The sequence below is a fragment of the Trinickia sp. Z7 genome, from assembly GCF_056498045.1.
On record NZ_JAUEQW010000023.1, the window covers coordinates 33,181 to 59,279 of the forward strand.

Genomic DNA, 26,099 nt, shown 5'->3' on the forward strand with positions numbered 1-26,099 from the left:
GGGGTGAGCGCTGCTGAGCGAATCGGCCGCAATCATCGAGCAAGGCGAAGCCATCGGCTTCGCCTTTGCTTTTTCTATGGTGCGACCGCCGCCTCAGCCCGTGGCTTCGTCCTTCGCGGCATAGCATCCGCGCGCGGCGGCGCTGTTCAATTTCGCACGCTTGAGGAGCGCCTGCTGCGCGATGCCGATGTTGGCAGCCTTGCCGCGCCAAGCCTCCAGCGGCGGCTCTTGGAGCGCGCGACCATAGGAAAAGCTGAGCGGCCATGGACGGCGGCCGGTCCGATTGATCGCATCGAGGTGAGCGCTCGCGTGCACCGGTGTTTGCCCGCCCGATAGGAAATAGATGCCGGCAACCGCCGGAGGCACCGTGCGCCCGAGGACCGACACCGTGCGCTCAGCCACTTCGCTCACGCCGGCTTCTCGCGCGGCATCTTTGCCGGCCAAGACCATGCTCGGCTTGAGCAGCATGAGCTCCAACGCCACGCCATGCCGGTGCAGCGCGTGAAACACCTCGTGCAACACCGCTTCGGTCACTTGCGCGCAGCGATCGATCGAATGAGCGCCATCCATCAGCACCTCGGGTTCGACGATCGGCACGACGCCCGCTGCCTGGCAAATGGCGGCGTAGCGCGCCAGAGAATCGGCGTTGGCTTCGATGGCCAGCCGGCTCGGCAACGTGTCCGACACGTTGTACACGGCACGCCACTTAGCGAATCGGGCACCCTGCGCCTTGTATTTCTCGAGCCGAGCGGCGAGGCCGTCGAGCCCTTGCGTGATCTCGTCGCCTTCGGCATGGGCGAGCGGGATCTTGCCCGTATCGACCTTGATGCCCGGGACGATGCCCTGCCTTGCGGCGAGGCTCGGTAGCGGCTCGCCATCGGCGGCGCACTGGCCGAGCGTTTCTTCGTAGAGGATGACGCCGCTGACGTATTGAGCGAGGCCCGGCGTCGACAGCAAGAGTTCGCGCCATGCACGGCGGTTCTCTTCCGTCGATTCGACGTCGATGCCTTTGAACCGCTTCGCGATGGTGGGGCCGCTTTCATCTGCGGCCAATAGGCCTTTGCCGGTTTGCACGATGGCGTCGATCGTGGCTTGCAGTGCGCTGTCCGTTTGCATCGTCTGCTCCTCCTTGGGCGAAAAAGCGTCGTGCGCCGAACCGAGCGCGCGCGACGCCTCGTTCCCAGTGTGCGCGGCGCGGCACGCATGCGCCAGCCGTCGATGTGCGCTCGGCCGCTTTTGGCCGTTTGAATGAGCGAGCAATCGCAGTGCCCGCACCCGCAGGCGGGCGCGGCATGCAAGGAGCGCAGGCCAACCGCTTCGCGCCGGGAATGTTGCCGGTGCGGCGTAAAAAAAGACCGCGGACCGGCGAGCCCGCAAAGGCAAGCCGGCCCGCGGTCGGACCGAAATCGACCATCTGCGCCCCATCGGCGTTCGCAGGCTCGCCGAGCGCCCCGCTGAACCGGGCCTGCCCCGCTCAGCGCGCCGGCGCGCGGCGGGCCCCCTTCAAGAACGGCAACTGACGAAACACGTTGAATGCAATCAGATTGCCCAGCACGACGAGCGCAAGGCCGATCGCCGCCGGGGCCGACCAGCGATAGCCTTCGAACACCGTCGATACCGCCAGCGCGACGAAGGGGAAAAGAACCGTGCAGTAGGCCGCGCGTTCGGGTCCGATCCGGCCGACGAGCGTCAAATACGTGGTGAAGCCGATCACCGAGCCGGGCACGGCCAAATATAGCAGCGCACCGAAATAGCGCGGCGTCCATTCGGGTTCAAACGAGAAGCCCGCCGCGAGGCTGCCCAGCGTCAACACGCAAGCGCCGATCAGCATGGCCCAGCCGTTGGTCACGCTCGGGTGCAGGCCCATCGACTGCATCCGGCTGGACAGCAGATTTCCGGCGGAAAAGCACATCGTGCCGACCAAGGTGATCGCAAGCCCCAGCCACATCGTCTTGTCGCCCGCGTGGTCCGCGACCTGAGGCGCGAACAGGAAGAGGATGCCGATGAGGCCCAGCATGGCGCCGACGATCGCGCTCGGCTGCAGCGCACGGCCCATGAACAGCCGCCCGTTGACTGCATTGAACAGTGGCGCGGTCGAAAACACGACCGCGACGAGGCCGCTCGGCACGATCTGCTCGGCGTAGTAAAAGCACAGGAAGTTGCAGCAAAACAGCGCCAGCCCCTGCGCGAACAACAGCGGCCACGCGGCCCGGGGCGGGCGCATCGGCCGGCGCGTCATGCGTACGATCGCGAGCATGACGATCGCGGCGAGAATGAAACGGAACGTGATCGAGACGGGCGGCGCCACGACGCCGGTCTGCCACTTGATGGCGATCCAAGTCGTGCCCCAAATCAGCACCGTGGTCGAATAGAGCAGCAAGTTCATGAGGCCCTCAGGTACGGTCGAAGGTTTTGCAACGGGCCGGTATGCCCAAGCACTTTCACTATGCAACGGCGGCGCGCGATCCGCGTTGTCTATCCTTGCGGTTTTATTCCCGCGCATCGCGCGGCGGCGGGCGCGAGTACGCCGCTTTCTCTATACTCATGCGGTCATGATCCGATTCGTATCGCCGCCGTGAACGCGAGCCCCTTCGCCCCTGCCCCGACCGACGCCTCGTGCGTCGAAGCGCCGCCGTTCGGGATGCATTCGGTCGGACTCACGCTCGCGAACGCGAACGCCACGCTAGAGCGGTTCGCATGGTTGGGCGATCGGCTGGCCGCCGCCGTGTGGCGGCGCGACATCGTCGAAGACGAAACGGCCTACGACCGGCCCGGCCATCACACGCTTTCGTGCTACTTGAACGGCGGCTATCGCACCGAGCGGCAAAAACTGCCCGGTCAGTACGGTGCGCCGGCTCGGCTGTGCGCGCTGCCGGGCGACCACGAATCGCGCTGGTGGGTGCGGGGCCACATGCATTTCTTCCATCTGTACTTCCTGCCCGAGCACTTCACCCGGCGCGCCGTGCAAGAGCTCGATCGCGAACCGCGCGAACTGACCCTGGCCGATCGCACCTACTTCGAAGACGCCCATATCGCCGCGCTATGCCGCTGCCTCGCGGCGCAATCGTGGGATGCCCCCGACGACCGCCTGCGCGCGAACGAAGCGGCCCACGAAATCCTGAGCCTATTGCTGCGCAGCCAATCGGTGCGCCGCAGCGACGCCCCCGTCAAGGGAGGCCTCGCGCCTGTCGTGCGACGACGCTTGCGCGAATACATCGATGCGCACTTGGGCGACACGATTACGCTCGGCGACTTATCCGAGGTCGCTTGCCTGTCCGAGTTTCACCTGTCGCGCATGTTTCGGGCCTCGTTCGGCGCGCCGCCGCATGCCTGGATTGCGGCTCGGCGCGCCGACCTCGCGCGGCAATTGCTGCGCACGACGATACTGCCGCTCGACGAAATCGCCGAACGAGCCGGGTATGCCGATGCAAGCCATTTCGGCCATCGGTTTCGTGCGGCCGTCGGCGCCTCTCCGCTCGCCTATCGGCGAGCGCTCAAATGCGACTTCAACGCTTCGATGACGGCGGCCACTTTCGGCGAAGGCTGACGCGCCGACGGGTAGACGGCTTGAATCGCGGCAGGCTCGCCCGCCCAGCGAGGAAACAGACGCACGAGCCGCCCGGCCGCCAGGTCATCCTCGATCGAAAAATCGGTGAGGAGTGCGAAGCCTGCGCCCGCGAGCGTGGCGGCGCGGCAAGCGTTGGCCGTATTGGCAACGAACACCGGCTTGCAGCGCAAGCGCAAGCGCTGCCCGGCCGCGCTCGACAACGCCAGGGTATTGGGATGTGGCATCGTCGATAACGACACGAACGGCATCTCGCTCAAGCCGCTCGGCGATTTGGGCAACTTGTGGTGCGCGAGGAATTCGGGGCTGGCGACGAGCCATCGCAAATACTGCCCGAGCCGAGCCGATCGATAACTCGAATCCTTTAGGTTTCCTAAGCGAATCGCTACGTCGATCCGCTCGGCGACCACATCGGCGTATCCGTCCGCGCACATCAATTCGATTTGCAACTGCGGATGCGCGCGCTGCAGCCCCACCAATGCCGGCGCCACGACGAGCGCGCCGTAGTCGATCGGCGATGCGATACGCACCGCTCCGCGCAGCGGCCCCGGTGTCGTGGCGATGGCGGCGAGGGCATCGCTTGCCGTGCGCAGGCAAGCCCGGCTCGCTTCATACAGCGTGCGCCCCGCCTCGGTCAAACTCGAGCGCCGCGTCGTGCGCACGATCAGGGTCGTGCCCACTTCCGCTTCGAGGCGCTGCATATGCGTGCTGACCATCGTCTTGGCGAGCCCGAGCCGCTCGGACGCCGCGCTCAGCGAGCCGCTCTCCACCACAGCGGCGAAAACGACGAGACGATTGAGATTGATATCGCGCAATTGCGGCATGAGCGATTGTCCACTTTTGATGGATTGTGATTAGTCGATTATCCGTCTTATGCGGCAAATCCGGTTGCGATACGCTTCGCATGAAGTCAATCGATCTTCCCTCTTTTTCTCGCAAGGACAGCCCCATGCCGCTCGCTCGCCCCGACCGCCCCATCCGCCTTCACTCGATGCGCCTTTCGGGTCATGCCCATCGCGCGAAGCTGTGTCTGAGCCTGCTGGGCCTGCCGTTCGAAACGATCGAAGTGGATCTTCGGGCAGGCGAGCAACGCACTCCAGCCTTTCTAGCGATGAATCCCTTCGGGCACGTGCCCGTGATCGAAGACGGCGAAACGGTCGTGTTCGATTCGAACGCGATACTCGTTTACCTGGCGAAGCGCTATGCCGATGCATCCTGGCTGCCCGAGGATCCCATCGGCGCAGCGCAGGTCACGCAATGGCTCTCCCTCGCGGCCGGACCGATCGCTCATGGACCGTGCGCGGCCCGTCTCGTGAAGGTGTTCGGCAATGACCTCGATTACGACACCGCCGTGCGCACGGCGATCAAGCTGTTCGACGTAATCGAACCGATGTTCGGCACGCGAGCCTTCGCCATCGGCTCGCAGCCGACGATCGCCGACGTCGCGGCGTACACCTATATCGCCCATGCGCCGGAGGGCGGCATTTCGCTCGCGCCGTATCCGAACGTGCGCGCTTGGCTCGCACGGGTGGAAGCCCTGCCCGGCTTCGTCGCTATGCCGCCATGCACGCCCGCGCCGACGGCGCATTCGTAGAACCGATAGGTCGCCGCCCCCCCCTACACGAGGACGCTTGCGCCATGAGCACCGAAACGCACGAACGCCGCCCCGTCATGCCACCGCCCGGTTGGGACCTCGACGAAGCACCGTTCCACACTGGTGAGATCGCCGTGCAGACTCGCGCAGGCGTTAGAGAGAAAGCCGAAATAGGCGGGCGGCGCAGCATACGCCGCTATTTGCCGGAACAGCACCGGCAGTTCTTTGCGCAATTGCCGTTCATCGTCCTGGGCGGCATCGATGCCCAAGGGCAGCCCTGGGCCACGTTGCGCATAGGCGAGCCCGGCTTCGTCTCCGCGCCCGATGCGACGACGCTGCGCATCGCCGGCCAGCCGCTCGAGGGCGATCCGCTCGCCCGCGCTTGGCAGGCGGGCGCCGCGTTGGGGGGCCTCGGCATCGAGCCGCCGACGCGCCGGCGCAATCGCATCAACGGCGTAGTGACCGCGGCCGACGACGGCGTGCTGACGGTGAAAGTGCGTCAAAGCTTCGGCAATTGCGCCAAGTACATCCAAAGCCGCACGCCGACTCGTGTCCAACCAGGGCGTCCGGCCGCCGAGGGCGCTTCCGAGCGCCGGGCCGCAACGCTCGATGCGGCCGACCGGGCCCTCATCGCGAGCAGCGATACGTATTTCATCGCCACCCGCAGCACGCTGGCCGACGATACTGCGTCGCAAGGCGTGGACGTGTCGCACCGCGGCGGGCCGCCGGGGTTCGTCCGCATCGAGAACGAGCGCACCTTCGTCACCCCCGACTATCGCGGCAATCAATTCTTCAATACGCTCGGCAATCTTTCCGAAGACGATCGCGCGGGGCTGCTATTTATCGACTTCGACCGTGGCGACTTGCTCTATGTCGCTGCGCGCGCAGAAATCATCTGGGAGGGCGCCGCGCTCGAGACCTTTGCGGACGCGCAGCGGCTCGTCCGGTTCACGGTGGAAGAAGTGCGACGCAGTCCCGCATCGCTGCCGTTTCGTTGGTCGGCGGTCGAATATGCGCCGCAGTTCGCATTCGCTAACGGGGCGTCGACGCCGTCGAGCAAGAACTGAACGAGAAAAAGCACGCGACCGAGGCGCCCTCGGACTAGCGGCAGGCAGCAGGCGGACCAGCAGACGGGCAGTGCAGGCCGTAGCCCCGTATGAGCATCATTTATAAAAACAATTATCATTTACATATCGATAGCTTTTATCATGACCACCAGAAACTAGGGAACGAGGTGCGTCATGACGACTGCGCAAATGCAACTGGGAATGAGCGGCCGCGCGACGCTGGCGATCGGCGAGGTCGTCGCCGATCGCGGCGGGCGCAGCCCCTTCACGCGGCTGCGCGCGGCCCTGCTGTTTGCAGGCCCCGCTGTCGTCGCATCCATTGCCTACGTGGACCCCGGCAATTTCGCGACCAATTTGCAGGCGGGCGCCAAGTACGGCTATTCGCTCTTGTGGGTCGTGCTGGCGGCGAACGTCGTGGCGATGTTGTTTCAGGCGCTCTCGGCCAAACTGGGCATCGTCACGAACCGCAATCTCGCTGAAATCAGCCGCGCGCATTTTTCCGCGCCGGTCGTGTACGCGATGTGGGGCGTCAGCGAGATCGCCGCCATGGCGACCGATCTTGCGGAATTCCTCGGCGGTGCGCTCGGCTTGTCGCTGCTGCTTCACGTGCCGCTCATCGTCGGCATGGCGCTCACGGGCATCGTCACCTATGCGATCCTCGCTGCCCAAAGGCGGGGCTTTCGCCCGCTCGAGCTCATCATCGGCGCCTTGATCGGCACCGTCGCGCTCTCCTATGTGATCGAGTTGACGCTCGTCGACGTGAACTGGAGCGAAGCGGCGCGCGGTACCTTCTTACCGCACCTGCAAGGCGGTGGCGCACTCTCGCTCGCTGCCGGCATATTCGGCGCGACGGTCATGCCGCACGCGATCTACCTGCACTCGGGCCTCACGCAACATCGCGCGAGCGCTCGCAACGATGCGGCGCGCGGCAAGCTGCTGCGTTTTTCCAATCGAGAAGTAATCGTTGCCCTGTCGGTTGCCGGGCTCGTGAACATGGCGATGGTCATCATGGCCTCGAGTGCGTTTCACGCCGGCCATGCCGATGTTGCCGAGATCGAGACCGCCTATCGGAGCCTCACGCCGCTGCTCGGCGCAGGCGCCGCCGCGGTGTTCCTCGTATCGTTGCTGGCCTCGGGCATTTCGAGTTCGGTCGTGGGGACGATGGCGGGACAGATGGTGATGCAAGGCTTCGTCGGCTTCCACATTCCCGTCGGGCTGCGCCGCCTTTTGACGATGGCGCCCGCTTTCGTCGCCGCCGCACTTGGCGTGCAAGCAACCGATGCGCTGCTCTACAGCCAGGTCGTGCTCAGCTTCGCATTGCCGGCGCCGATGATCGCGCTCGTGATCGTGACGAGCCGCCGGGACATCATGGGCGAATTCGTCAATACCGCGGGCGTGACGACCGCCGCGATCGCCGCGACGGTCGTCATCCTCGCCCTGAACGTCGTACTCCTGCTGCAAACGTTCGGAGCGCTCGGCTAGCCCACGCTAGGCCGGGCCTAGGCGTGAGTCGCCGGACTCACTGCGCCGACCCCACGTGATAGACCACCGGATCGGCTTTGCCCCCGACTTCGAGCAAGCCGACGAGGCCCTTGCCGGCGCGCGTGAGCGCATGGTCGACGAGCATGTACTTGCCCGGGTACTGCATCTTCATTTCGACGATCGCCGCGCCGCCCGGCGGCACGATCGTCGTTTGGACATCGTGCTTGGCGCCGCTCAACGAACCCTCTTCATAGACGGTATCGAACACCCCGCCGATGATGTGGAACGAGGACATCTTGTTCGGACCGCCCACGCCGAAGTACACGCGCACCGTCTGACCCACGTCGGCCACGAGCTTGTGGGTCTTCGTCAGCGAACCGACGGCGCCGTTGAACACGTAGTATTCGGGCTGCTCGGCGGATAGCTTGGCCATGTCGACTTGTTGATGCACGTGCGTGCCGAACGGTTTGCTCGTGTAGATCTCGCCCTGCATGACGTAGTACTCCTTGTCGACCTTGGGCAGACCGCCCTCGGGCTCGATCAGGATCATGCCGTACATGCCGGCCGCGATGTGCTCGGGAACGAGCGGCGTGGCGCAGTGATAGACGTACAAGCCCGGGTGCATCGGCTTGAACGTGATCGTCTTTTGCTGGCCCGGGGCGACCTGCGTGTCGCCGCCGCCGCCCATGCCGCCCATCACCGCATGCAAGTCGATCGAGTGATTCATCTTGCTCGTCGGCGCATTCGCGAGCGTGAGCTCCACCGTGTCGCCCACTCGCGCGCGCAGCATCGGACCCGGCACCTGCTTGTCGAAGGTCCAATAGGTGAAGGTCGTGCCGTCGTCGAGCTTGCCCGTCACTTCATCGGTTTCGATGCGGTATTTCAGCGTTTGCGGCGCGCGAGCGCCGATCGGGGACGGCACGGCCGACGGGTCGCCCGCGATGCTGACGGCGTCCGCTTTGGCCGGCAAGGCAGGGGCCGCCGAAGCAGCGTAGACGGCGGGCATCGGCATCGCATGCCCGTCCATGCCGCCGTGGGCGGAGGCCGGTTCGACCCCGCCGACATCGCCATGTGCGGCCGGGGCCGGGGATGCGGCAGGGACCGCGGCGGCGGTCACGACGAGCTTGCCTTCCATGCCGGCTTCCTTATGACCGGCCACGCTGCAAAAGTACGGGAACTCGCCCGCACGCGATGCCACGAAACGCAACGTCGTCGGGCCGCTCGCGCCGCTGAAGCGCTTCGATTCGACGTTCAGGTCGGGGAACGTGATGTCGTGTTCCGCGCCCTCCTTGCTTGCGATCGCGATTTCCACCGTATCGCCGACTTGCACTTTGAGATCCGGATCGGCCTTGCCTTGCTCGTCTTCATAGACGAGCTTGCCGTCGGCGATATTCGTGCGAAGTACGAAATGTTTAACGTTGCTTTGTTTGGCTGATTTAGCGGCGTGCGCGGAAACTGCAGTGGGGGTGGCAGCGAAACCGGCGGTGCTACCGCCACCCATGATCAATGCGACGGCAAAGCAGATTGGCGTAATAACACGGAATTTGCACATCATGTGCTCCATAACCGATGGTCTGTTTTATGACCGGCCCGAGACATGGCCTGCGGTCTACGCGTGCCTTGCGGTTCGATGCCGGCGCTGGTTTGGCGAGTGATCCCGGCCTTGCCGGGTATCGCCTGTTCAAACGCAATCGATTGAGGCGCTTCGCCGCGTCCGTTGCACGAACCCGCGTCGCTTTCGAATGCATGAAAACAGTTCGAATTCCCAATTGATTTCCTCGGCATGATTGCCACGGGAATTCAGAATGCATTACTCGATTCGTCGATCGACTCTCGACGTTTCTTGCTGCCTGTCTTCATGTATTCCAATGTAGTCAAACGAACGGTAAATGAAATTGATGGTTATCAAGCGAAAACACCGAACGAGTTCCAACGGTATTGGAACCCGATCGCACGCTTCGTATTGACGCCGCCAAGCGTTACGGGTGGCGGCGATTCGGACTTGTGCGCCGTTTCGCCACAGCGCGCGATTTGGCGAGTAATTTGACGAGCCGTACGTCGTCTCGCGGGCTCGAATCATCGCGGCTCGAAGCGCAACGAGAGCCTTGTTTGCCGTTGGCACACTCGGCGGATCGCGGGTTGCGTTTGCCCGCCGCTTCCCGCTCGCGCGCCGCTCGTTTCGCACGACGTGATTTGCGTGCGAGCAGCGCGGCGAATGCCGCCTCGTCCGCCCTCAAACCGCGCCGCGTTCTAACCTTCGGCAGTTCGCCAAGCTCGCCGGCTTCGAACGCGTCGATGACGGCGGGGTGGATGTAGCAGCGCCGGCAGACCGCAGGCGTATTACGCAGCGTCGCCGCGACGTTCTTGACGGTTTCGACCAGATGCTTGCGGGCGTGGGCCGCGCTGCGCGGCTCGATCTGACGCAGGGCGGCCAGAGCGAACACGCTGCCGGCCCATGTGCGATAGTCCTTCGCCGTGAAATCGGCGCCGCTCGCTTCGCGCAGGTAATCGTTGATGTCGGAGGACCCAACGGGCCGGTGCTCGCCGTCTTCATCGAGGTACTGAAACAGTTCCCGCCCCGGCAAGTCCATGCATTGTCGAACGATGCGGGCGACACGCGGGTCGTCGACGTCGACCTCGTGCTCGACACCGCTTTTGCCGCGAAACCGAAAGCGCAAGTGCCCGGCGCGCACGGCTGCGTGCCGCTTGCGCAGTGTCGTGAGTCCGAACGACTGGTTCGCGCGCGCATACTCCGCGCTGCCCACGCGCACGAGGGTCACGTCCAGCAAGCGCACCACGGTCGCGACCACTTTTGCCCACGGCATGCCCGGCAGGCGCAGGTCGCGCGCCACGTGCACGCGAATTTTCGGCAACGCGTCGCCGAAGGCGGCCATCCGGTCATACTTGGTTGCATCGCGGATCTCGCGCCAGCGCAGGTGGTAGCGGTACTGCTTGCGCATGCGCGCATCGCGCCCGGTCGCTTGCAAATGGCCTAGCGGGTCGGGGCAGATCCACACGTCGGTATAAGCGGGCGGCACCGCGAGCGCATTGATGCGTTTGATTTCCGCTTCGTCGTAGATACGCCGCCCCTGCGGGTCGAAGTAGGCGAAGCGCCCGCGCACGAGCTTGCGCGTGATGCCCGGACGGCGGTCGTCGACATAGCGCAAGTCTTCCGGCAGCTCGACCGGGGGATCGACAGGCTCGGGCGCGTCGCAGCTCGACGGGCTGCGTGACGACGCAGGCGCCGGCAAACGACTCGAACCGCGAGAAGGCTTAGACATGGCGCAACGCAAGGACGGGGTGTTGAGCGCGCTTCACGCAAGCTGCGTGCCACCGGTGCGCGCGCCGCCGATCCGTCTGCCGTCCGGGCTTGCGCCCGGAACTCAGCCCAGATGCCCCGCGCCGAAGCGGTCGTTGAACGTATGGAATTGCTCCATATATTTCTCGTAACCCTGCTCGGCGGCAAAGCGCAGCGGGTAGACGCGCTTGACGAGCACTTCGCGCGCGTTCGGCTGCGTTTCGAGAATGCTCATGACTTCGTCGATGAACTCGGCAAGCGGCATGGCGTGCGGATCGTTCGCCTGCTGCTCGCCCATCAGTTCGGTGGCGACATACGGCGGCACGATTTCGATGACGTCGACAGACGTATGACGCAGTTGATAGCGCAGCGCGTCGCTGAACGCGTGAATCGCGGCCTTCGTCGCGCTGTAGGCCGGCGTATGAGCGAGCGTCAGAAACGCCAAACCCGAAGACACGGTCAGCACCGTCGCGTGCGGCTGGCGTTTCAGTTGCGGCAACAGCGCCGCCGTTAAGCGCATCGGCGCGAGCAGATTCGTCGCAATCGTCGCCTCGGCGGTCGACAGCGCCACCTCGTCCGCAGCCCAGTCTTCCATCTGCATGATCCCGGCGTTGTTCAGCACGGCATTCAGTTGCGGATACTCCTCTGCCATGCGCGCCGCAAACCGCTCGATTTCCTTCGGGTCCTGCACATCGAGTTGCGCCGTCTTCATGCCGGGGTTCGCCTGCGCCACTTTACGCAGCGCATCCTCGCGCCGGCCGGCGATGATGACTTGATTGCCGCGGCGATGAAACGCTTCGGCCAAGGCGCGCCCGATGTCCGAGCCACCGCCCGTAATGAGAAGGGTGTTTCCAGTCACTTGCATGATGTCTCTCCCGTGGTTGACCGACGGCAGAATAGCGCCAATACTCTCACTTAGGAAGTAGGCACCGTTTTGTACCGTACGAACACAGAAGTAACCAACTTACCACCCTTGAAACTCAACGATATGAGCGTGAAAAAGCAAAAGCAAACGGGGCGCGCCGTCGTCTTCGAATCGCCAACGGGCAAGTCTTCGACGCCCGAAATCGACGATGTCGTCATGGAAGTCATCGGCAAAGTCGCGGATAAATGGACCATGTGCGTGCTCGAGGTGCTCGCGCAGAACGGCGTCTTGCGGTTCACGCGCATCGGCGAGTTCGTCGGCGGCATCAGCCAGCGCATGTTGACCAAGACATTGCGGCAGATGGAAGAGGACGGCTTCGTCACGCGCACCGTCTATCCCGAAGTGCCGCCGCGCGTGGAATATCAACTGACCGAACTCGGCGAGAGCCTATGCGCCGCGTTTTGCGGTGTCTGGTTGTGGGCGGAAAAGCATTACGCGCAACTGCAAGCGCGGCCGAAGCGAGCCAAGGCATGAGCAGCCGCGGCGCGGCGGCGCCGACGCTGCGTTTCGCTATCTGTGGTCAATGCGTCCTGTTTTAGCTCAATTCGCGCTCAAGCCCCTGTAAATCACGAAGATCGAGGTGCTCGCCATCGGCAAGCGCACCGCAATTCGCATCGATCCTTCGAAAGGGGCACAACGACCGGCGCAATGGCCGTAAGCGCGCACATGGCCGCGCCCTCCTCGCGTGGGCTATTCGCGCGGGCGATGGGGGAAAGCGGAGGTGCGTTCGCGCCCAATGGCTTCTGGCGGCGAGAGAAGGCGGAAAAGGTCACCCGCAGCTTGGCCACCCGCCTCGGCGCGGATTCGCTCGCGGCGCTGCGGGCGGTATCGGCCGAGAAGCTGCAGGCCGCTATGGGCACGCATCGCGAACCGCAGCCGTTTTTTTGGCCGAGCATCGACGGTTATTTCCTCACCGACACGCCGGCAGCGGTCTTCGAAGCCGGAGGTCAAGCGCCGGTTCCATTGCTCGTCGGCTCGAATTCTCAGGAGAGTCACTTCCGCACGGTCTACGGTCCACTCGCACCGACGCCCGAGAATTGGACGGTGATTCTCAGCGCCGTGTTCGGCAACGAACTCGCGCAAGCGCGCGGGTTCTATCCGGGCAACGACGCCGACGAGATCGATCGCTCCGCCGCGGTGCTCGCCAACGACCTGACGATGAGCCACAGTACCTGGCGCTGGATGGATCTGCACCGGCAGACCGGGCGCGCCCCCGTGTATTTCTATCTGTTCACGCAGCCGCGCCCGCCGGCGGTGGCATCGAGCGCCAAAGAGGCCGAGGGCGAAACTCCTTCACCCAGCACCGGCGCTGCGCATCGATCGGAGATCGTCTATCTGCTCGGCAATCTCGACGAGGACCCTCGTTATCGCTGGACGAGAGACGATCGCGCCGTCGCGCAAATCTTTTCGAGCTACACCGAGCAGTTCGTGAAGACGGGCAATCCGAACGGCGTCTACGATAGGCAAGCGGATTTCATGCGCCTCGAACGGGGGACGAGCGTTGCGCGCGCGCCGCATTGGCCGCCCGTGCGGCAGGAACGGGACGGATTGACCCGGCAAGCGATCGGCAAGGACACGGTCACCGTGTGGGATGCGGGCGCGGAGCGGCAAGCCCTGATCGAACGCATCATGAAAGCGCGGCCCGGGGCGAATTAAGGGCGCACCCGCCGCGCGCCAATCAATCGCTTGGCCCATCCACGGCGCTGCTCGAAGCGCCGTCATGCACCGCCCTTCGCACTGGACGGCGCACCACTCTTACCTTTGCGCTCGTCCCGCCACCGCAAAAGAACTGCGCGCCACCGTCGGATTCGAGGCCCGAGACGATTACGCTCGGCGGCATCTCGAGCGCCTCGATCACTTCGCCTGTCTGCGCATCGACATGGCGGATTTCGCTCTGCTCGTCCTCCCATGTGCCATGCCACAGCTCGCCGTCGACCCAGGTCACCCCGGTGACGAATCGATTCGATTCGATCGTGCGCAGCACCGCGCCCGTTTCGGGGTCGATTTGCACGATCTTGCGCTCGGCATAGCGTCCCAGCCAGAGCGAGCCTTCGGCCCATGCCAGCCCAGACGTGCCGCTGCCCAGCGGCGCCGCAATGGTGCGCAACACGAGTCCCGTCGCGGGATCGATCTGGTGGATCGAATCGCCGTCCACCTGATAGATGTGCTTGCCGTCGAACGCCGTTCCCGCATGCGCGGGCACGTCGAGCGCGGGTTGCGCTCGACCGCTCACGGGATCGAGCACGCATAGCTTATCGCCTGCGGCAAACCAAACTCGATGGCCGTCATAGGTCACGCCGGCGACATGCTCGACTCCCGGCAATGGGCCGTATTCCTGAACAATTTCAGCATTCGATCGGTTCATCGTTGGCATCCTAAAGGTTCGATAGCGGCGAGGGGAGTAACAATGTCGTCGCGAATCCAACGACGGGCGGCGTCATCCACCGACGCGCCCGCCCCTCGCCTACGGCTTGAATTTTCCCTGACGAGGCCAGCGCATCGAGCGCACGCTGCACCGATCGCTGGCTCGCACCCAACGCCAGCGCCAAGGCGGAACTCGACCACGACTCGCCGTCGGCCAGCAGCGCAAGGACCGCCGCATGTTTCTCGTCGAGGGGACGCGCCAACACCACGACATCGCTCGCACCGCGCGGCATCAGGGCAAATCCGCGTTTGGTCGCCGTCACGTCTGCGAGCGGCCCGAGCAACGCGCGCAAGCGGCCGATTTCCACGCGCAATCGCACACGGTGCGACTCGTCGATCGACCTCGCTCGGAACGCGTGAGCGATCATGGCTTCTCTCGGGACGTCCTGCGGCCAGGCTTCGGCCAGAACGCGCACGAGCGCGAACAACACCGGCCGTGTGGCGAGCGTCACCGCCGTATCGGCATCGCGCACGGCATGGCGGCACGCGTCGACGATAAGACGCCGAGGCGAAGCCAATGCCTGCACTTGCTCGAGCGTCAGCGTGCGCGCGTGGCCGCGTGAAATCAAGCGCGCGACCGGGGCCGCGAGCGCAAGCGAGACGCTTTCTACTTCGGCGATCAACGACGCGATACCCGATGCACGCGCGGCTCGGGCAGCGCGTGCGAGCGCTTCATGTGCCGCCGTTGCTTGCAGGCGGCGAATCGCAACGCCCGCCGCGAGCAATTCCGACGATGCCCGCAAGGCGGGGGGAAGCGGACCGGATAAGCCGGCGGCCAGCGCGCGCTGTGCATCGTCGATGCGACCGAGCAGCAGCGATCGCCTCGCGGCAAGATTGCGCGCGTGCGCGGCGTTGAGCCGATCGCCGTGTGCTTCGAGTGTCGCGCGCGCCGCATCGAGCGACTTCTCGGGCCAGCGCAAATCGCGCGCAGCCAGTGCGACTTCGGCTTGCGCCACGACGCATCGCGCGCGCGCCAACGCGTGCTTCGGCCCGAACGCACGTGCGGCGCTGCGCAATAGCACCTTGGCGCGAGCAAGATCGCCCAGTTGCGCCATGGCGATGCCGCGCAGGGCGAGCGCAGGCGCGTCCTCGCGCTGCGACACGCAGTTCAGCGCGCGCAGCGAATCACCCGCGGCAAGTGCGCGCGCAGCGGCGGCAATCAGCAAATCCATTCGAATCCCGCCACAGTTGTCACTCCCACCGTTCGACATCGCTCGTTAATCTAGCACGTGACATGTCCCGACATGTAGCCGCCCGCCAACGCGAAAACGGCACGCCCTGCGACGGCGGCGCGACCAACGAACACCTTATCGAACGGAGCCGAATCATGACGACACACGCAATCGGAACACGCGACGAGTGGCTCGCCGCCCGTCTCGCCCTGCTCGATGCAGAGAAGGCGATGACGCGTCAAAGCGACGAGCTTGCACGCCAACGACAAGCGCTGCCATGGGTGCGCGTCGACAAAGATTATCGCTTCGACACCGAGCGAGGCACGGTACCGCTCGCCGATCTTTTCGAAGGCCGCTCGCAACTGCTCGTCTATCACTTCATGTTCGGGCCGGACTACAAGGCGGGATGCCCGTCGTGCTCGTCGATCGCCGATACGTTCAATGGCTTTCGCGTTCATCTGGCCAATCACGACGTCACGCTCACCGCGGTTTCCCGCGCTTCCCTCGACAAGCTCGCGGCGTACAAGCGGCGCATGGGCTGGACGTTTCCGTGGGCGTCTTCACACGGTAGCGACTTCAACTTCGATTTCGATGTCTCGTTCACTCAAATGCAGCAACGCGACGGCGATATCGAATACAACTATCAGCGCGGCAAGCACGCGATGGATGCGGAACCCGCACCGCCGCCTGTCGAGCAGTTCGCTCGCACCTGCGGGACCGATGCGAAAACCTACTCGCGAGACCGGCCCGGCATGAGCGCCTTCGTGCTCGAGGAGGGTGTCGTCTATCACACCTACTCGACGTATGCGCGCGGGCTCGACGCGATGTGGGGCATGTATCAGTGGCTCGATCGCGCACCGCTCGGCCGCAACGAGACGGGCGTTTGGTGGAAGCGGCACGACGAGTACGCAATGCGGTGAGGCCTGCGATGGGTGAGCTGCCGATGCCGGGGGATTGGTCGCTCTCCACGATGTGGATGCCGATGTGCGGGCAAACTTGGCTCGATGCCGCGGCGGCGTTCACCTTCACGTGGAGCGCGATGATGGTGCCGATGATGCTGCCGTCGCTCGCGCCTGCATTGCTGTCGTATTGGAAGCGGGTTCACGCCCGGGGCAGAGGCCGGGCCACACGCGCGACGGTGTTGGTCGCTGCGAGCTATTGCAGCGCCTGGGCCGCGCTCGGCGCGGCCGTGTTCGTCGTCGGCGCGGCGGTCGCGGCAAACGTCATGCGATCGAGTGCGTTGGCGCGAGCCATGCCGGTCTGCTCCGGCATCACCGTCGTGCTCGCAGCGGTCCTTCAGTTCACCGCCTGGAAGGCGCGTAGAGTCGTGTGCCGCGAAAACGTTTGCCGGTATGGCGGCTTCGACGCGCACTACGCGAGCGCTGCGGTGCTGCATGGGTTTCGTCTCGCGCTTCACGATGGGTATTGCTGCGCCAATTTCATGGCGGCGCTCTTCGCCGTTGGCGTCATGAATCCATTTGCAATGGGCGTGGTAACGATGGCAATGACGGTGGAACAGTGGTCGCGATGGCGTGTGCGCCGCGTCACCCCTACGTAATCCTACTTAGCACCCTTAAGTAGTTATGCGCTTGCGGTCCGCATACCGAGCGCAAATACTACGCCCGTCAATCGCAATGCGATTTGCGTGGGCAAACACCCGCCTTTTCCGCATCGAAACATTGCGCTTGGCTCGATTCATCCCACGATAGTTCAATAAAGACAGAGAGTGGGCGGCATTCGGTCGTAACGCGCCCATTGCCTCATCGTCGACCCCTAAGGAGCATCATGGAGACCTCCACCGCCCCACGCCGCGCGTGGCTACCGCTGATTTTGCTGTTGCCATATTTCGCCCTGCTGTGGCTGCCGTTCTATAGCGACGGCCGCCCTGCGCTGCTCGGCTTCCCGTTCTTCTACTGGTACCAATTCCTCTGGGTGCCCATTACCTCGCTGTTGATGTACGCCGTCTACCGGAGCGCCAAATGACCGAACCCACTTCGATCAATACCACCGCTCTGGTGATCTTCGTCGCATTCTTTGCGCTCATCACGATTCTCGGTTTCGTCGCGGCTCGCTGGAAACGCGGCGACCTCACGCAATTGCATGAATGGGGGCTTGGCGGCCGCCAATTCGGCACCGTCATCTCATGGTTTCTCGTGGGCGGCGATTTCTACACCGCCTACACCGTCATCGCGGTGCCCGCGCTCGTGTACTCCGTCGGCGCGTATGGCTTTTTCGCCCTGCCTTACACGATCGTCGTCTATCCGTTCGTGTTCGCCGTCATGCCGAAGCTGTGGCAAGCGTGCCACCGCGGCAACCACATCACCGCAGCCGATTACGTTCAAGGCGTGTTCGGCGGCAAGTGGTTCCCCGCTGCCATCGCATTGACCGGTATCGTCGCCACGATGCCCTACATCGCGCTTCAGCTCGTCGGCATGCAAGTGGTCATCAAGAGCTTGGGCGTGACCGGCGAATTGCCGCTCATCGTCGCGTTCGTGATTCTCGCGCTCTACACCTATGCGAGCGGTCTGCGTGCGCCCGCGATGATCGCGTTCGTCAAAGACATCATGATCTACATCGTGGTGATCGTCGCCGTCTGCTGGATTCCCTCCAAGCTCGGCGGCTACGGCGCGCTGTTCGATATCGCGGACAAACACTTCGCAGCCAAGGGCGGCGCCACGGGCATCTTGCTCAAGCCCTCGCAGTTCACGGCCTATGCAACGCTCGCGCTCGGCTCCGCGCTCGCCGCCTTCATGTATCCGCACACGATGACGGGCGTGCTCTCGTCCAGCTCCGCCGCGACCGTCAAGAAGAACGCGATCTTCCTGCCCGCCTATACGGTGCTGCTCGGGTTGATTGCCTTGCTCGGCTACATGGCGATCGCAGCCGGCGTGCACGTGAAGTCGCCCTCCGACGTGGTGCCGGCGCTGTTCCTCACGCTGTTCCCGTCGTGGTTCGTGGGCTTCGCGGCAGCGGCCATTGCGATCAGTGCGCTCGTGCCGGCGGCGATCATGTCGATCGGTGCGGCCAACTTGTTCACGCGCAATCTGTATAAGCCATTGATCGCCCCCAATGCGACGCCGCAAAAAGAAGCATCGAACGCCAAGCTCGTGTCGCTCGTCGTGAAGTTCGGCGCGCTGCTGTTCATCATCGCGTTGCCGACGCAATATGCGATCGACATGCAATTGCTCGGCGGCGTGTGGATCTTGCAGATCTTCCCGGCCGTGGTGTTCTCGCTGTACACGCGCCGCCTCACGACGCCGGGCCTGTTCCTCGGCTGGCTGGCGGGGATCGGGCTCGGCACCACGCTCGCCGCGATGCAAGGGCTGAAGCCCGTTTATGCACTGCATTTCGGGGGGGCGACCTATCCGACCTACATCGGCTTGATCGCGTTGGTGGTCAACGTGGTCGTGACGCTCGCCGTATCGGCCGTGACGGCGAAAGATAGCGCCGCACAAGCGAAAGTCGCAGTGAGATAAGGATCTCGATCCGCGATCGGAGCTGGGCGCTTGGCGGCCGGCTCCGATCGTGCGCCCATACGGCGACATCGTTGAGAATTTCGGCCGTTGTCGGTGGCAGTCATCACTCGGCGAATGGCAGCGGCTGATCGTCACTCGCTCGCATCGAGAAGACATTCAACGTCATGGCGACCAAGGCGTAATAGCCCAGCAGCCCGACGAGATTCACGGTAGTTTCGTGGCCGAACCGTTGGGCGGCTTTTGCGAACGTGGTATCGGAGACGCGCTTCGCGTCATAAAGCTCGATGGTGAAGTCGTAGATCAGTGCTTCGTCTTGGTCGGCGAACGTGGGACGGCGACCTCGAAGCAGAGCATCAGCCACTTCGGCGGAGATGCCCGCTTCGATGGCGATCGAATAATGGATCTGCCATTCGGCCTGCGCTCGCCATTGCGCGGCGGTGACGAGGATCGCAAGCTCCGAGAGCCGGAGCGGAAGGCCTGTCCGGTACCGGCAAAACGCACCGAGGCGCTGCGCATGCTGCGCGAGTTCGGGACTCGCGATCCACGCGAGGAACGGACCATCGAGGTTGCCCCGCGGCCCCGACAGGATTTCGTCCAAAACGGCCTGCTGTTCGGGGGCGGCGGCCGCCCGATCGAATTCGGGCAGGCGTGCGGGCTTGCGTTCTGCATTCATGGCGCTTCCCTCGTGACGCGATACGGCCTCAGTATCGCTCACTTGGCACGCTTCGTGGCCGAGGTACGGGTGCCCGCCAGCGCAGCTTCGATTGCATCGCCCAGACGCTCCACGATTCGTTCGATGTCGTGTGAAGTGCAGATGAATGGCGGTGCAAGCAAAACATGATCGCCATTCTTGCCGTCGATCGTGCCCCCCATCGGGTACGCCATCAAGCCGCGGGCCATCGATTCGTGTTTGATCGCCGCATGCAGCTTGTGCTGTGGATCGAAGGGTGCTCGACTGGCCCGATCGCGCACCAACTCGACGCCGACGAAGAGTCCGCGCCCGCGGATATCGCCGACATGAGGATGATCGCCTAAGCGCTCGCGCAACACCGAGCGCAGCTGCTCGCCGCGCGCGGCCACGTTTTCCAGCAGCTTGTCCTCTTCGATCACGCGCTGCACTTCGAGCGCGGCGGCGCAGGCCGTCGCGTGCCCCATATAGGTGTGCCCGTGCTGAAAGAAGCCCGAGCCGCCGACGATCGCATCGTAAACGCGATCGCTCACGAGCGTCGCCCCGATCGGTTGATAGCCAGCGCCGAGCCCTTTGGCGATCGTCAGCAGATCGGGGGCGATGCCCTCCTGCTCGCACGCGTATAGAAAACCCGTGCGCCCCATGCCGCACATCACCTCATCGAGGATCAACAATACGCCGTACTTGTCGCACACCGCCCGAATCTTGCGGAAGTATTGCGCCACCGGAGGCACCGCCCCCGCCGTCGCGCCCACCACGGTTTCCGCGACGAACGCAGCTACGGTAGCGGGGCCGAGTTCGAGAATCTTTTGCTCGAGTTCATCGGCGAGACGCTGTGCATAGGCCTCGTCGGTTTCCCCCTCGTTCCTGAAGCGATACGCAAAACAGGGGCTGACATGATGCGTGTCGATGAGAAGCGGCAGGAATGGCTCGCGACGCCACGCGTTACCGCCGATGGCGAGTGCGCCGAGCGTATTGCCGTGATAGCTCTGTCGACGCGCGATGAAGTGCTTGCGCGCCGGCTCGCCGATTTCGACGAAGTACTGACGCGCGAGCTTGAGCGCCGCTTCTATCGCTTCCGAACCGCCCGAGACGAAATACGCATGGCCGATGCCTGCCGGCGCGGCTTTGACCAAGTGCTCGGCGAGCGCCTCCGCTGCTTCGGTGGTGAAGAACGAGGTATGCGCGTAGGCAAGCTGACGAGCTTGCCGCTCGATCGCTTCGATGACGCGCCTATGGCTATGACCGAGACACGACACGGCGGCGCCGCCGCTTGCATCGATGTAGCGCTTGCCGGACGAATCGATGATTTCGATGCCATCTCCCGCCACCGCGACGGGGAGGGACATCTTCGGCATCCGATGGAACACGTAAGACATGTAGCACCTCATGAATCAACCATGAAAGACAGGCGCGACGCTTACCGCACGCCACAGCACGGAACGAAACGAAACCCGTTCGACCCTGCGTGCGTGCGAGACGCTTCAAGCGACGTGCTTCAAGAAATTCTGCAACCGCTGGGTCGGCGGCCGGTCGAGCAACGCGGCCGGCGGGCCGTCTTCGACAATGACGCCTCCATCCATGAACAATAAGCGCGTGCCCACTTGACGCGCAAAGCCAACTTCATGCGTCACGACGATCATCGTCATGCCTTCGGTCGCCAGATCCTGCATGACCTTCAACACCTCATGCCGCAATTCGGGATCGAGGGCGGAAGTGGGCTCGTCGAACAGCATCAACTTGGGCCGAATGGCGAGCGCACGCGCGATGGCGACACGTTGCTGTTGTCCGCCGGATAGCTCCGAGGGGTAGTGGCCGGCCCGCTCCGCGAGGCCCACCTTGCGAAGTAGCGCCAAAGCCTGCTCGCGCGCCTCGGTGCGAGCCGCCCCGCGCACTTGCATGGGGCCGAACATAACGTTCTCGAGCGCGGTCATCTGCGGAAACAGGTTGAATTGCTGAAAGACCATGCCCGCTTCTAGTCGAATGCGATGGATGTCGGCAGCGCGCCCTTTTACGCTCAGCCCATCGACCAGCAGGTCTCCACCCGAGATCTTTTCGAGCGCGTTGATGCAGCGAAGCATCGTCGATTTTCCGGACCCGGACGGGCCTAGCACGACGACAACTTCCCCCGCATCGATGCGAAGATCGATATCCTTCAGAACCGTTAGGTGCCCAAAGCTTTTGGATACCGATTTGAATTCGACCATGCTCATAGGATGCGCATCCTTCTTTCGACGGTTCGGAGCACGAGCGTCATGACACCCGTCAGAACGAGGTAAATGCAGGCGACCGCCGTCCAGACCTCCACCGCGCGGAAATTGCCGGCGATGATCTCTTGACCCTTTCGCGTCAGCTCGCCGACGCCGATGACGATGAACAGCGACGTATCTTTAAGGCTCACGATGCATTGATTGCCGAAGGGCGGAATCAGCCGTCGAAATGCGAGCGGGCCGACGATCTTCAACAACACGCGCGGCATCGATAAGCCCATCGCCAAGCCCGCTTCGGTGAAGCCGCGCGAGATCGAGAGAAAGGCGCCGCGCACGACTTCGCCCAAATACGCGCCTGAGTTCACGGCGATCGCGATAACCGCCGCGGTGAGACCGTCGATGCGGATGTGGGCCAACAACGGCAGAGCAAAATAGAGAAACATGACTTGCACGACGATGGGAGTGCCGCGAATCAGCTCGATATACGTTTGCGCCGCCAGATTCACGACGAGCGGACCGTAGGCGCGAGCTAGCCCCGCGAATAGCCCGATCGCCGATCCGCCGACGAGGCCCAAGATGGCGATCCATACCGTGAGCTTCACGCCGTCGAGCAGCTCCGGCAGTGCGCCCCAAATTACCGACCAATCGAAATCCACTGCTTGACTCCCCATTGGAAGAGAGAGCGGCGCACGCTATGCACCGCATGTTGTCCGACGATCACGCTGACGCTGCGCATCAGGACTTCGGCGGCTCCGAGCCGAACCACTTCCGGTAAAGCGTGGCGTAGCGGCCGTCGGCTCTCACGCGCTGGATCTCGGCGTTCACTTTGGCAACGAGCGGGCTTCCCTTCGGGAAACCGATGCCGTACTTGTCGCCGCGCACGGGCGTGCCCGCCACTTTCACCTTCCCTTTGCCGGCGGTGTTGACGAAGAACTGAACGTTGGGTGTGTCGTGCATCGCAGCATCGACCCGGCCCGCTTCGAGCGCCATATAGGCTTCGTCGGTGTTGGGGAATTGGCGGATCTCCGCGGGCTTCAGGTGCGCCTTGATCCAATCGATCGTGGCCGTGCCTGTTTTGGCGGCGATGATCTTGCCGTTCAGATCGTCCATCGAGTGAACGGTCGTGTTGTCGATGCACACCATCGCCGCTAGACCGCTGTCGTAGTACGGATCGGAGAAGTCGATGACTTTCTTGCGTTCTTCCTTGATGGTCATACCCGAGAGCGCGACGTCGATGTTATGCGTCTGCAACGCTGGGATAAGACCGGCGAAGTCCATCGGTTGGAGCGTGTACTTTACGTTCAGGTCTTTCGCGATTTCCGACCATAGGTCGATGTCGAAACCGACGTACTTGTCGCCTTGCTTGAACTCGAACGGCATGAACGACGTATCCACGCCGACCGTTAGCGTACTGTCCGCACGCGCGGGTGCGATAGCGACTGTTGAAGCGAACAGCGTTGCAGCGATCAACGACATCAAAAAAGAACGACGTGCCATGGTGGCCTCCACTGCCAGATGAACGGCTGCGCGCGGTTGTTGCGGCTCCAGGTTGCGGATGCTCGTGCTGGCTGGTACCGGTGCAATCCACGCGCTTCGAAAGAGACAAGCCTTTGCTGCAACGAAGTGAAGGGCTTGCTGCGAGGCCGGTTGTATCGGCATCGCAACACACGATGCTCTATTTATACTTCGCAGCAACATATGTTGTCAACGCGGATGCTATCGCGCCAATAAAGCTCGTCAAGAGGGAAGATGGAGCGGGGTGCGACGGGAAGGGTGGCACAAACACCTGCGGGACAAGGCGTTGCGCGGTTTTGGCGGGGGGGCCGAAGGAGGGAAAACCCTAGCAGCGGGAGCGTTGACTGCGCTAGGGTCGGGCGTCAGCCGCTAGACGCGGTGGCCTGGTGTTGTCGTCAGAGGTTATCGATCCGTGCGGCTGAGTGCGGGCCATTTCGCAAACGCAAAGACCCACAGCATCACCACGTTCAGGATCGGGACGAACACCGCCAGCGTCCACCACCCCGAATAGCCCGCGCGGCGGATGATTCGGACGTAGGGATACAGCATCGCGATGAAGATCACGACGACGAATAAAACATTCCACGCGCTCATGGGGTGCATGTTGTGGCCTCCGGCGGTTGGTTGCGGGTTTTCATATGTGCTGCGGTTACGGTAGCTGCGAGATAGGCGGCACGCGCCTGATCGCGGTCGCTTATCGACAGCGGCTTGTATTTTGCGTCAAATCGTTCTTATGGAAGTGTCAGAATTCTCCTGTTCAAGGCGGGGGGGTGGAGATTTGAACCGCCCCTGAAATGGTTGAGGGCTTTTGCGCGGCCCTCGCTTCAGAACGTTATAAACGCGTCGTGCTCGACGTAATAAACAAATGCATCGAAGAGTTGCTGCGAGGTTGGTTTGCCAATCTGAGCTTTGGCGTTGGTGACGATATCTTCGATAGACGCGCTATCAAGGACTTCCTGCCGATCGTTGATCCTCAAGAACCAAGTCGCCGGAGCGATGGCTCGCGTGGCCGAGAGCGAGAAGCCCACGCATAGAGCGCGCAAGCAGAGCAGCGAGGGTAAGAAGCCACATCGGTAAACGAAGCGCGGACCGTGAGTGCGTCAACACCCACGGCCCGCTGACCACAACCAACTCGATCAAGGAGTTGTTCATGGCTAAGGCCAATCATAAAACACGTTCAGCGGCGGACGAAGAGCCGATTGTTTTCGAAGTGCCGCAGCAAAGCTCGTCTGAGCTGCCAAGCGGGTCGAACAAACCGTTCATCCCTTGGATGCAGGTCACCGACGCTCTGCTCGGCCACCTCGGCTTTATGCCCCGGTGAGCGCGTTCATTTTTCCGTCGACTACATCAAGCGGCACATCGGCTCGACCGGCGGGACGTATTGCATGGGTCGCAAGGACACCGCGCGAGCCCAAGTGGATCAATCCACTGCGTCGAGTTCGGTGCGTACTGGTGCGCATCCAGGCCGCCGGCGAGCCCGATGGGATCCATCGAGAGGAACCGCCCCATCGCCGGATCGTAATAGCGATGCCGGTTGTAGTGAAGGCCAGATTCAGGATCCTCCTGCTGCCCCTGAAACCATACCTATCGAAACTCGCTAACGCTCAAAACTGAACCGTCGCTTTCGTTCACACAGATTCGAACATCTCGATTTGGCGCGGCCGCGAGAAACGTCAGTGTCCCACTCATGTACAGCACGTCGTAGAACATGACCTGCCCGGTGGTTTCTGCGACAGACACTTCCGCTCTGAGCGACCCATCGGCGTTAACAATGTACGCTCTGTTAGCCGCGCTGTCGTAGGGTCCCTCGATAATCGCGATTCCGCTTCCATCCAACAAGGGCACCCCGCCAATGCCTGTCGCGCTCCGAATGTTTCTCTGAACGCCACCACTGCGCCAAGCAATCGCCACAGGCGTTAGCTCCGCAACTGTTCGTCGCAATGGATTGTTCACCTTGTCGTAGCCAGGATCTCGTTCGACAAATTGAAAATCTGCCACGTTTGCGACATTGATCATTTGATGGCCCTCGGCGGTCCGACAGGAACAAGCTTGGCGCGGTCAGCAAAGTTCAAGATTTGTAGTTGGCTACCGCCGCCGGGATACAGCTTGCAGCCACAGGTTTGCGGGCCAACGGTACCCCGCTGCACTTGGACTCCCTCGGGGACGTGGAAGGTTTGCACGTGGGAGACCTCCGACTTGAAGTCTGGCGTTACCGCCAAGTTATTCCGGACGTAGTCGACGTCCGGAATGTTATCAGTCGTCGCCCACCCGCCGGGCCGCGTTTGCCCCGGCGCCATTGCCATTTGAACGGTTAGACCTCCGGCGGGAACAGGCTCGGACGTCATCGGCGTGTTAGGCATCCAAGGATTCGAGGCGGTCGGAGCGGGCAATGCTAGTACGCCTGCAAGGCCAAGCGGATCGACCCAACCGATGGGGTTAGCGCCGTATTGATAGATGTTGATGCCGCCAAGGAGTTTTATCGGATCTTGGCTAACGAATCGCCCGCTGCCGGGATCGTAATAGCGGTTCCGCGTGTAGTGGAAGCCGGTTTCCGCGTCCTCCTGCTGCCCCTGAAACCGAATCGGATTCCCCGGCGCCACCCCCACCGTCTTCGACACCCGCGCAATAACGTCCTGCGTCTCCCCCCAAGCCTTGTACGTCGCCTCCCACACCACATCGCCCG

26 protein-coding genes and 3 pseudogenes are annotated in these 26,099 nt (G+C 63.2%); 11 read left to right on the forward strand and 18 right to left on the reverse strand.

Translation table 11 applies throughout. The features are described from left to right. Positions 1-93: 93 nt before the first annotated feature. Both QQS38_RS24750 and QQS38_RS24755 read right to left on the reverse strand, forming a co-directional pair. On the reverse strand, positions 94-1,116 hold the full coding sequence (locus QQS38_RS24750; RefSeq protein WP_479647988.1) for a class I fructose-bisphosphate aldolase: 1,023 nt from the start codon (positions 1,114-1,116) through the stop codon (positions 94-96). A gap of 358 nt (positions 1,117-1,474) precedes the next feature. Further along, positions 1,475-2,386 carry a DMT family transporter gene (locus QQS38_RS24755; RefSeq protein ID WP_479647989.1) on the reverse strand — a complete coding sequence of 304 codons (912 nt, stop codon included), beginning with the start codon at positions 2,384-2,386 and terminating at the stop codon, positions 1,475-1,477. A 189-nt stretch (positions 2,387-2,575) separates the two neighbouring features. On the opposite strand from QQS38_RS24755, the gene QQS38_RS24760 reads away from it, so the two are divergent. Then, a complete protein-coding gene (locus QQS38_RS24760) occupies positions 2,576-3,547 on the forward strand; it encodes a helix-turn-helix domain-containing protein (protein ID WP_479647990.1) in 972 nt (323 codons plus the stop codon). Here QQS38_RS24760 and QQS38_RS24765 read toward each other — a convergent pair. Continuing rightward, positions 3,481-4,389: a LysR family transcriptional regulator gene (locus QQS38_RS24765; protein ID WP_479647991.1), complete on the reverse strand. Its 909-nt coding sequence runs from the start codon at positions 4,387-4,389 to the stop codon at positions 3,481-3,483. The genes QQS38_RS24760 and QQS38_RS24765 overlap by 67 nt on opposite strands. 125 nt (positions 4,390-4,514) lie before the next feature. On the opposite strand from QQS38_RS24765, the gene QQS38_RS24770 reads away from it, so the two are divergent. From QQS38_RS24770 to QQS38_RS24780, 3 genes and pseudogenes are all read left to right on the forward strand, one after another. After that, positions 4,515-5,159: a glutathione S-transferase family protein gene (locus QQS38_RS24770; protein WP_479648011.1), complete on the forward strand. Its 645-nt coding sequence runs from the start codon at positions 4,515-4,517 to the stop codon at positions 5,157-5,159. A 44-nt stretch (positions 5,160-5,203) separates the two neighbouring features. Beyond that, positions 5,204-6,208: pseudogene (locus QQS38_RS24775) on the forward strand (pyridoxamine 5'-phosphate oxidase family protein); the annotation flags it as partial. Positions 6,209-6,400: 192 nt separating this feature from the next. Beyond that, the gene (locus QQS38_RS24780; RefSeq protein WP_479647992.1) at positions 6,401-7,708 is read left to right on the forward strand and encodes an Nramp family divalent metal transporter; all 1,308 of its coding nucleotides are present in this window, start codon (positions 6,401-6,403) and stop codon (positions 7,706-7,708) included. A gap of 37 nt (positions 7,709-7,745) precedes the next feature. Here QQS38_RS24780 and nirK read toward each other — a convergent pair whose 3' ends face one another. The 3 genes from nirK to QQS38_RS24795 form a co-directional block, all read right to left on the reverse strand. After that, positions 7,746-9,263 (reverse strand): copper-containing nitrite reductase, encoded by a 1,518-nt coding sequence (nirK, locus tag QQS38_RS24785; protein WP_479647993.1) that lies wholly within the window; start codon positions 9,261-9,263, stop codon positions 7,746-7,748. A 424-nt stretch (positions 9,264-9,687) separates the two neighbouring features. Next, positions 9,688-10,989, reverse strand: a complete 1,302-nt coding sequence (locus QQS38_RS24790) for a DNA topoisomerase IB (RefSeq protein ID WP_479647994.1) — start codon at positions 10,987-10,989, stop codon at positions 9,688-9,690. Between the two features lie 102 nt (positions 10,990-11,091). After that, on the reverse strand, positions 11,092-11,871 hold the full coding sequence (locus tag QQS38_RS24795; RefSeq protein WP_479647995.1) for an SDR family oxidoreductase: 780 nt from the start codon (positions 11,869-11,871) through the stop codon (positions 11,092-11,094). 129 nt (positions 11,872-12,000) lie between these two features. On the opposite strand from QQS38_RS24795, the gene QQS38_RS24800 reads away from it, so the two are divergent. Both QQS38_RS24800 and QQS38_RS24805 read left to right on the forward strand, forming a co-directional pair. Then, a complete protein-coding gene (locus tag QQS38_RS24800) occupies positions 12,001-12,405 on the forward strand; it encodes a winged helix-turn-helix transcriptional regulator (protein ID WP_479647996.1) in 405 nt (134 codons plus the stop codon). A 42-nt stretch (positions 12,406-12,447) separates the two neighbouring features. Then, positions 12,448-13,587 (forward strand): carboxylesterase family protein, encoded by a 1,140-nt coding sequence (locus QQS38_RS24805; RefSeq protein ID WP_479647997.1) that lies wholly within the window; start codon positions 12,448-12,450, stop codon positions 13,585-13,587. Between the two features lie 22 nt (positions 13,588-13,609). Here the strand turns inward: QQS38_RS24805 and QQS38_RS24810 are convergent, their stop codons facing one another. Beyond that, positions 13,610-14,296 (reverse strand): glutaminyl-peptide cyclotransferase, encoded by a 687-nt coding sequence (locus tag QQS38_RS24810; protein WP_479647998.1) that lies wholly within the window; start codon positions 14,294-14,296, stop codon positions 13,610-13,612. Between the two features lie 10 nt (positions 14,297-14,306). After that, on the reverse strand, positions 14,307-15,527 hold the full coding sequence (locus QQS38_RS24815; protein WP_479647999.1) for a helix-turn-helix domain-containing protein: 1,221 nt from the start codon (positions 15,525-15,527) through the stop codon (positions 14,307-14,309). Positions 15,528-15,682: 155 nt separating this feature from the next. On the opposite strand from QQS38_RS24815, the gene QQS38_RS24820 reads away from it, so the two are divergent. The 4 genes from QQS38_RS24820 (at position 15,683) to mctP (ending at position 19,003) form a co-directional block, all read left to right on the forward strand. Next, positions 15,683-16,447, forward strand: a complete 765-nt coding sequence (locus QQS38_RS24820; RefSeq protein WP_479648000.1) for a DUF899 domain-containing protein — start codon at positions 15,683-15,685, stop codon at positions 16,445-16,447. Between the two features lie 8 nt (positions 16,448-16,455). Then, complete coding sequence (locus QQS38_RS24825; RefSeq protein WP_479648001.1) at positions 16,456-17,085, forward strand: DUF2182 domain-containing protein; 630 nt, start codon at positions 16,456-16,458, stop codon at positions 17,083-17,085. A 227-nt stretch (positions 17,086-17,312) separates the two neighbouring features. Then, positions 17,313-17,510, forward strand: a complete 198-nt coding sequence (locus QQS38_RS24830) for a DUF3311 domain-containing protein (protein WP_325339967.1) — start codon at positions 17,313-17,315, stop codon at positions 17,508-17,510. After that, positions 17,507-19,003 carry a monocarboxylate uptake permease MctP gene (gene mctP, locus QQS38_RS24835; protein WP_479648002.1) on the forward strand — a complete coding sequence of 499 codons (1,497 nt, stop codon included), beginning with the start codon at positions 17,507-17,509 and terminating at the stop codon, positions 19,001-19,003. The genes QQS38_RS24830 and mctP overlap by 4 nt, the downstream gene beginning before the upstream one ends. A gap of 103 nt (positions 19,004-19,106) precedes the next feature. On the opposite strand, the gene QQS38_RS24840 is transcribed toward mctP, so the two are convergent. From QQS38_RS24840 to QQS38_RS24870, 7 genes and pseudogenes are all read right to left on the reverse strand, one after another. Beyond that, positions 19,107-19,676: a carboxymuconolactone decarboxylase family protein gene (locus tag QQS38_RS24840; protein ID WP_479648003.1), complete on the reverse strand. Its 570-nt coding sequence runs from the start codon at positions 19,674-19,676 to the stop codon at positions 19,107-19,109. A gap of 38 nt (positions 19,677-19,714) precedes the next feature. Next, entirely contained in the window at positions 19,715-21,070 is a 1,356-nt protein-coding gene (locus QQS38_RS24845; protein WP_479648004.1) for an aspartate aminotransferase family protein, read from the reverse strand. Between the two features lie 105 nt (positions 21,071-21,175). Then, the gene (glnQ, locus tag QQS38_RS24850; protein WP_479648005.1) at positions 21,176-21,904 is read right to left on the reverse strand and encodes a glutamine ABC transporter ATP-binding protein GlnQ; all 729 of its coding nucleotides are present in this window, start codon (positions 21,902-21,904) and stop codon (positions 21,176-21,178) included. Continuing rightward, on the reverse strand, positions 21,901-22,557 hold the full coding sequence (gene glnP, locus QQS38_RS24855) for a glutamine ABC transporter permease GlnP (protein ID WP_479648006.1): 657 nt from the start codon (positions 22,555-22,557) through the stop codon (positions 21,901-21,903). Before glnP ends, glnQ begins: the two co-directional genes overlap by 4 nt. Positions 22,558-22,636: 79 nt before the next feature. Next, positions 22,637-23,398 carry a glutamine ABC transporter substrate-binding protein GlnH gene (glnH, locus tag QQS38_RS24860; RefSeq protein WP_479648007.1) on the reverse strand — a complete coding sequence of 254 codons (762 nt, stop codon included), beginning with the start codon at positions 23,396-23,398 and terminating at the stop codon, positions 22,637-22,639. 420 nt (positions 23,399-23,818) lie between these two features. After that, entirely contained in the window at positions 23,819-24,010 is a 192-nt protein-coding gene (locus tag QQS38_RS24865; RefSeq protein ID WP_479648012.1) for a DUF805 domain-containing protein, read from the reverse strand. A gap of 230 nt (positions 24,011-24,240) precedes the next feature. Next, a pseudogene (locus tag QQS38_RS24870) lies at positions 24,241-24,375 on the reverse strand (DUF7716 domain-containing protein); the annotation flags it as partial. A 191-nt stretch (positions 24,376-24,566) separates the two neighbouring features. Here QQS38_RS24870 and QQS38_RS24875 point away from each other — a divergent pair. Further along, on the forward strand, positions 24,567-24,737 hold the full coding sequence (locus QQS38_RS24875; RefSeq protein ID WP_479648008.1) for a hypothetical protein: 171 nt from the start codon (positions 24,567-24,569) through the stop codon (positions 24,735-24,737). Between the two features lie 71 nt (positions 24,738-24,808). Here the strand turns inward: QQS38_RS24875 and QQS38_RS24880 are convergent. The 3 genes and pseudogenes from QQS38_RS24880 to QQS38_RS24890 form a co-directional block, all read right to left on the reverse strand. Continuing rightward, positions 24,809-24,994 (reverse strand): annotated as a pseudogene (locus tag QQS38_RS24880) (RHS repeat-associated core domain-containing protein); the annotation flags it as partial. 6 nt (positions 24,995-25,000) lie between these two features. Then, positions 25,001-25,432, reverse strand: coding sequence for a hypothetical protein (locus QQS38_RS24885; RefSeq protein WP_479648009.1), 432 nt, complete (start codon positions 25,430-25,432; stop codon positions 25,001-25,003). Beyond that, on the reverse strand, positions 25,429-26,099 hold a 671-nt coding region (locus tag QQS38_RS24890; RefSeq protein WP_479648010.1), incomplete at its 5' end, for an RHS repeat-associated core domain-containing protein. The genes QQS38_RS24885 and QQS38_RS24890, both read right to left, overlap by 4 nt.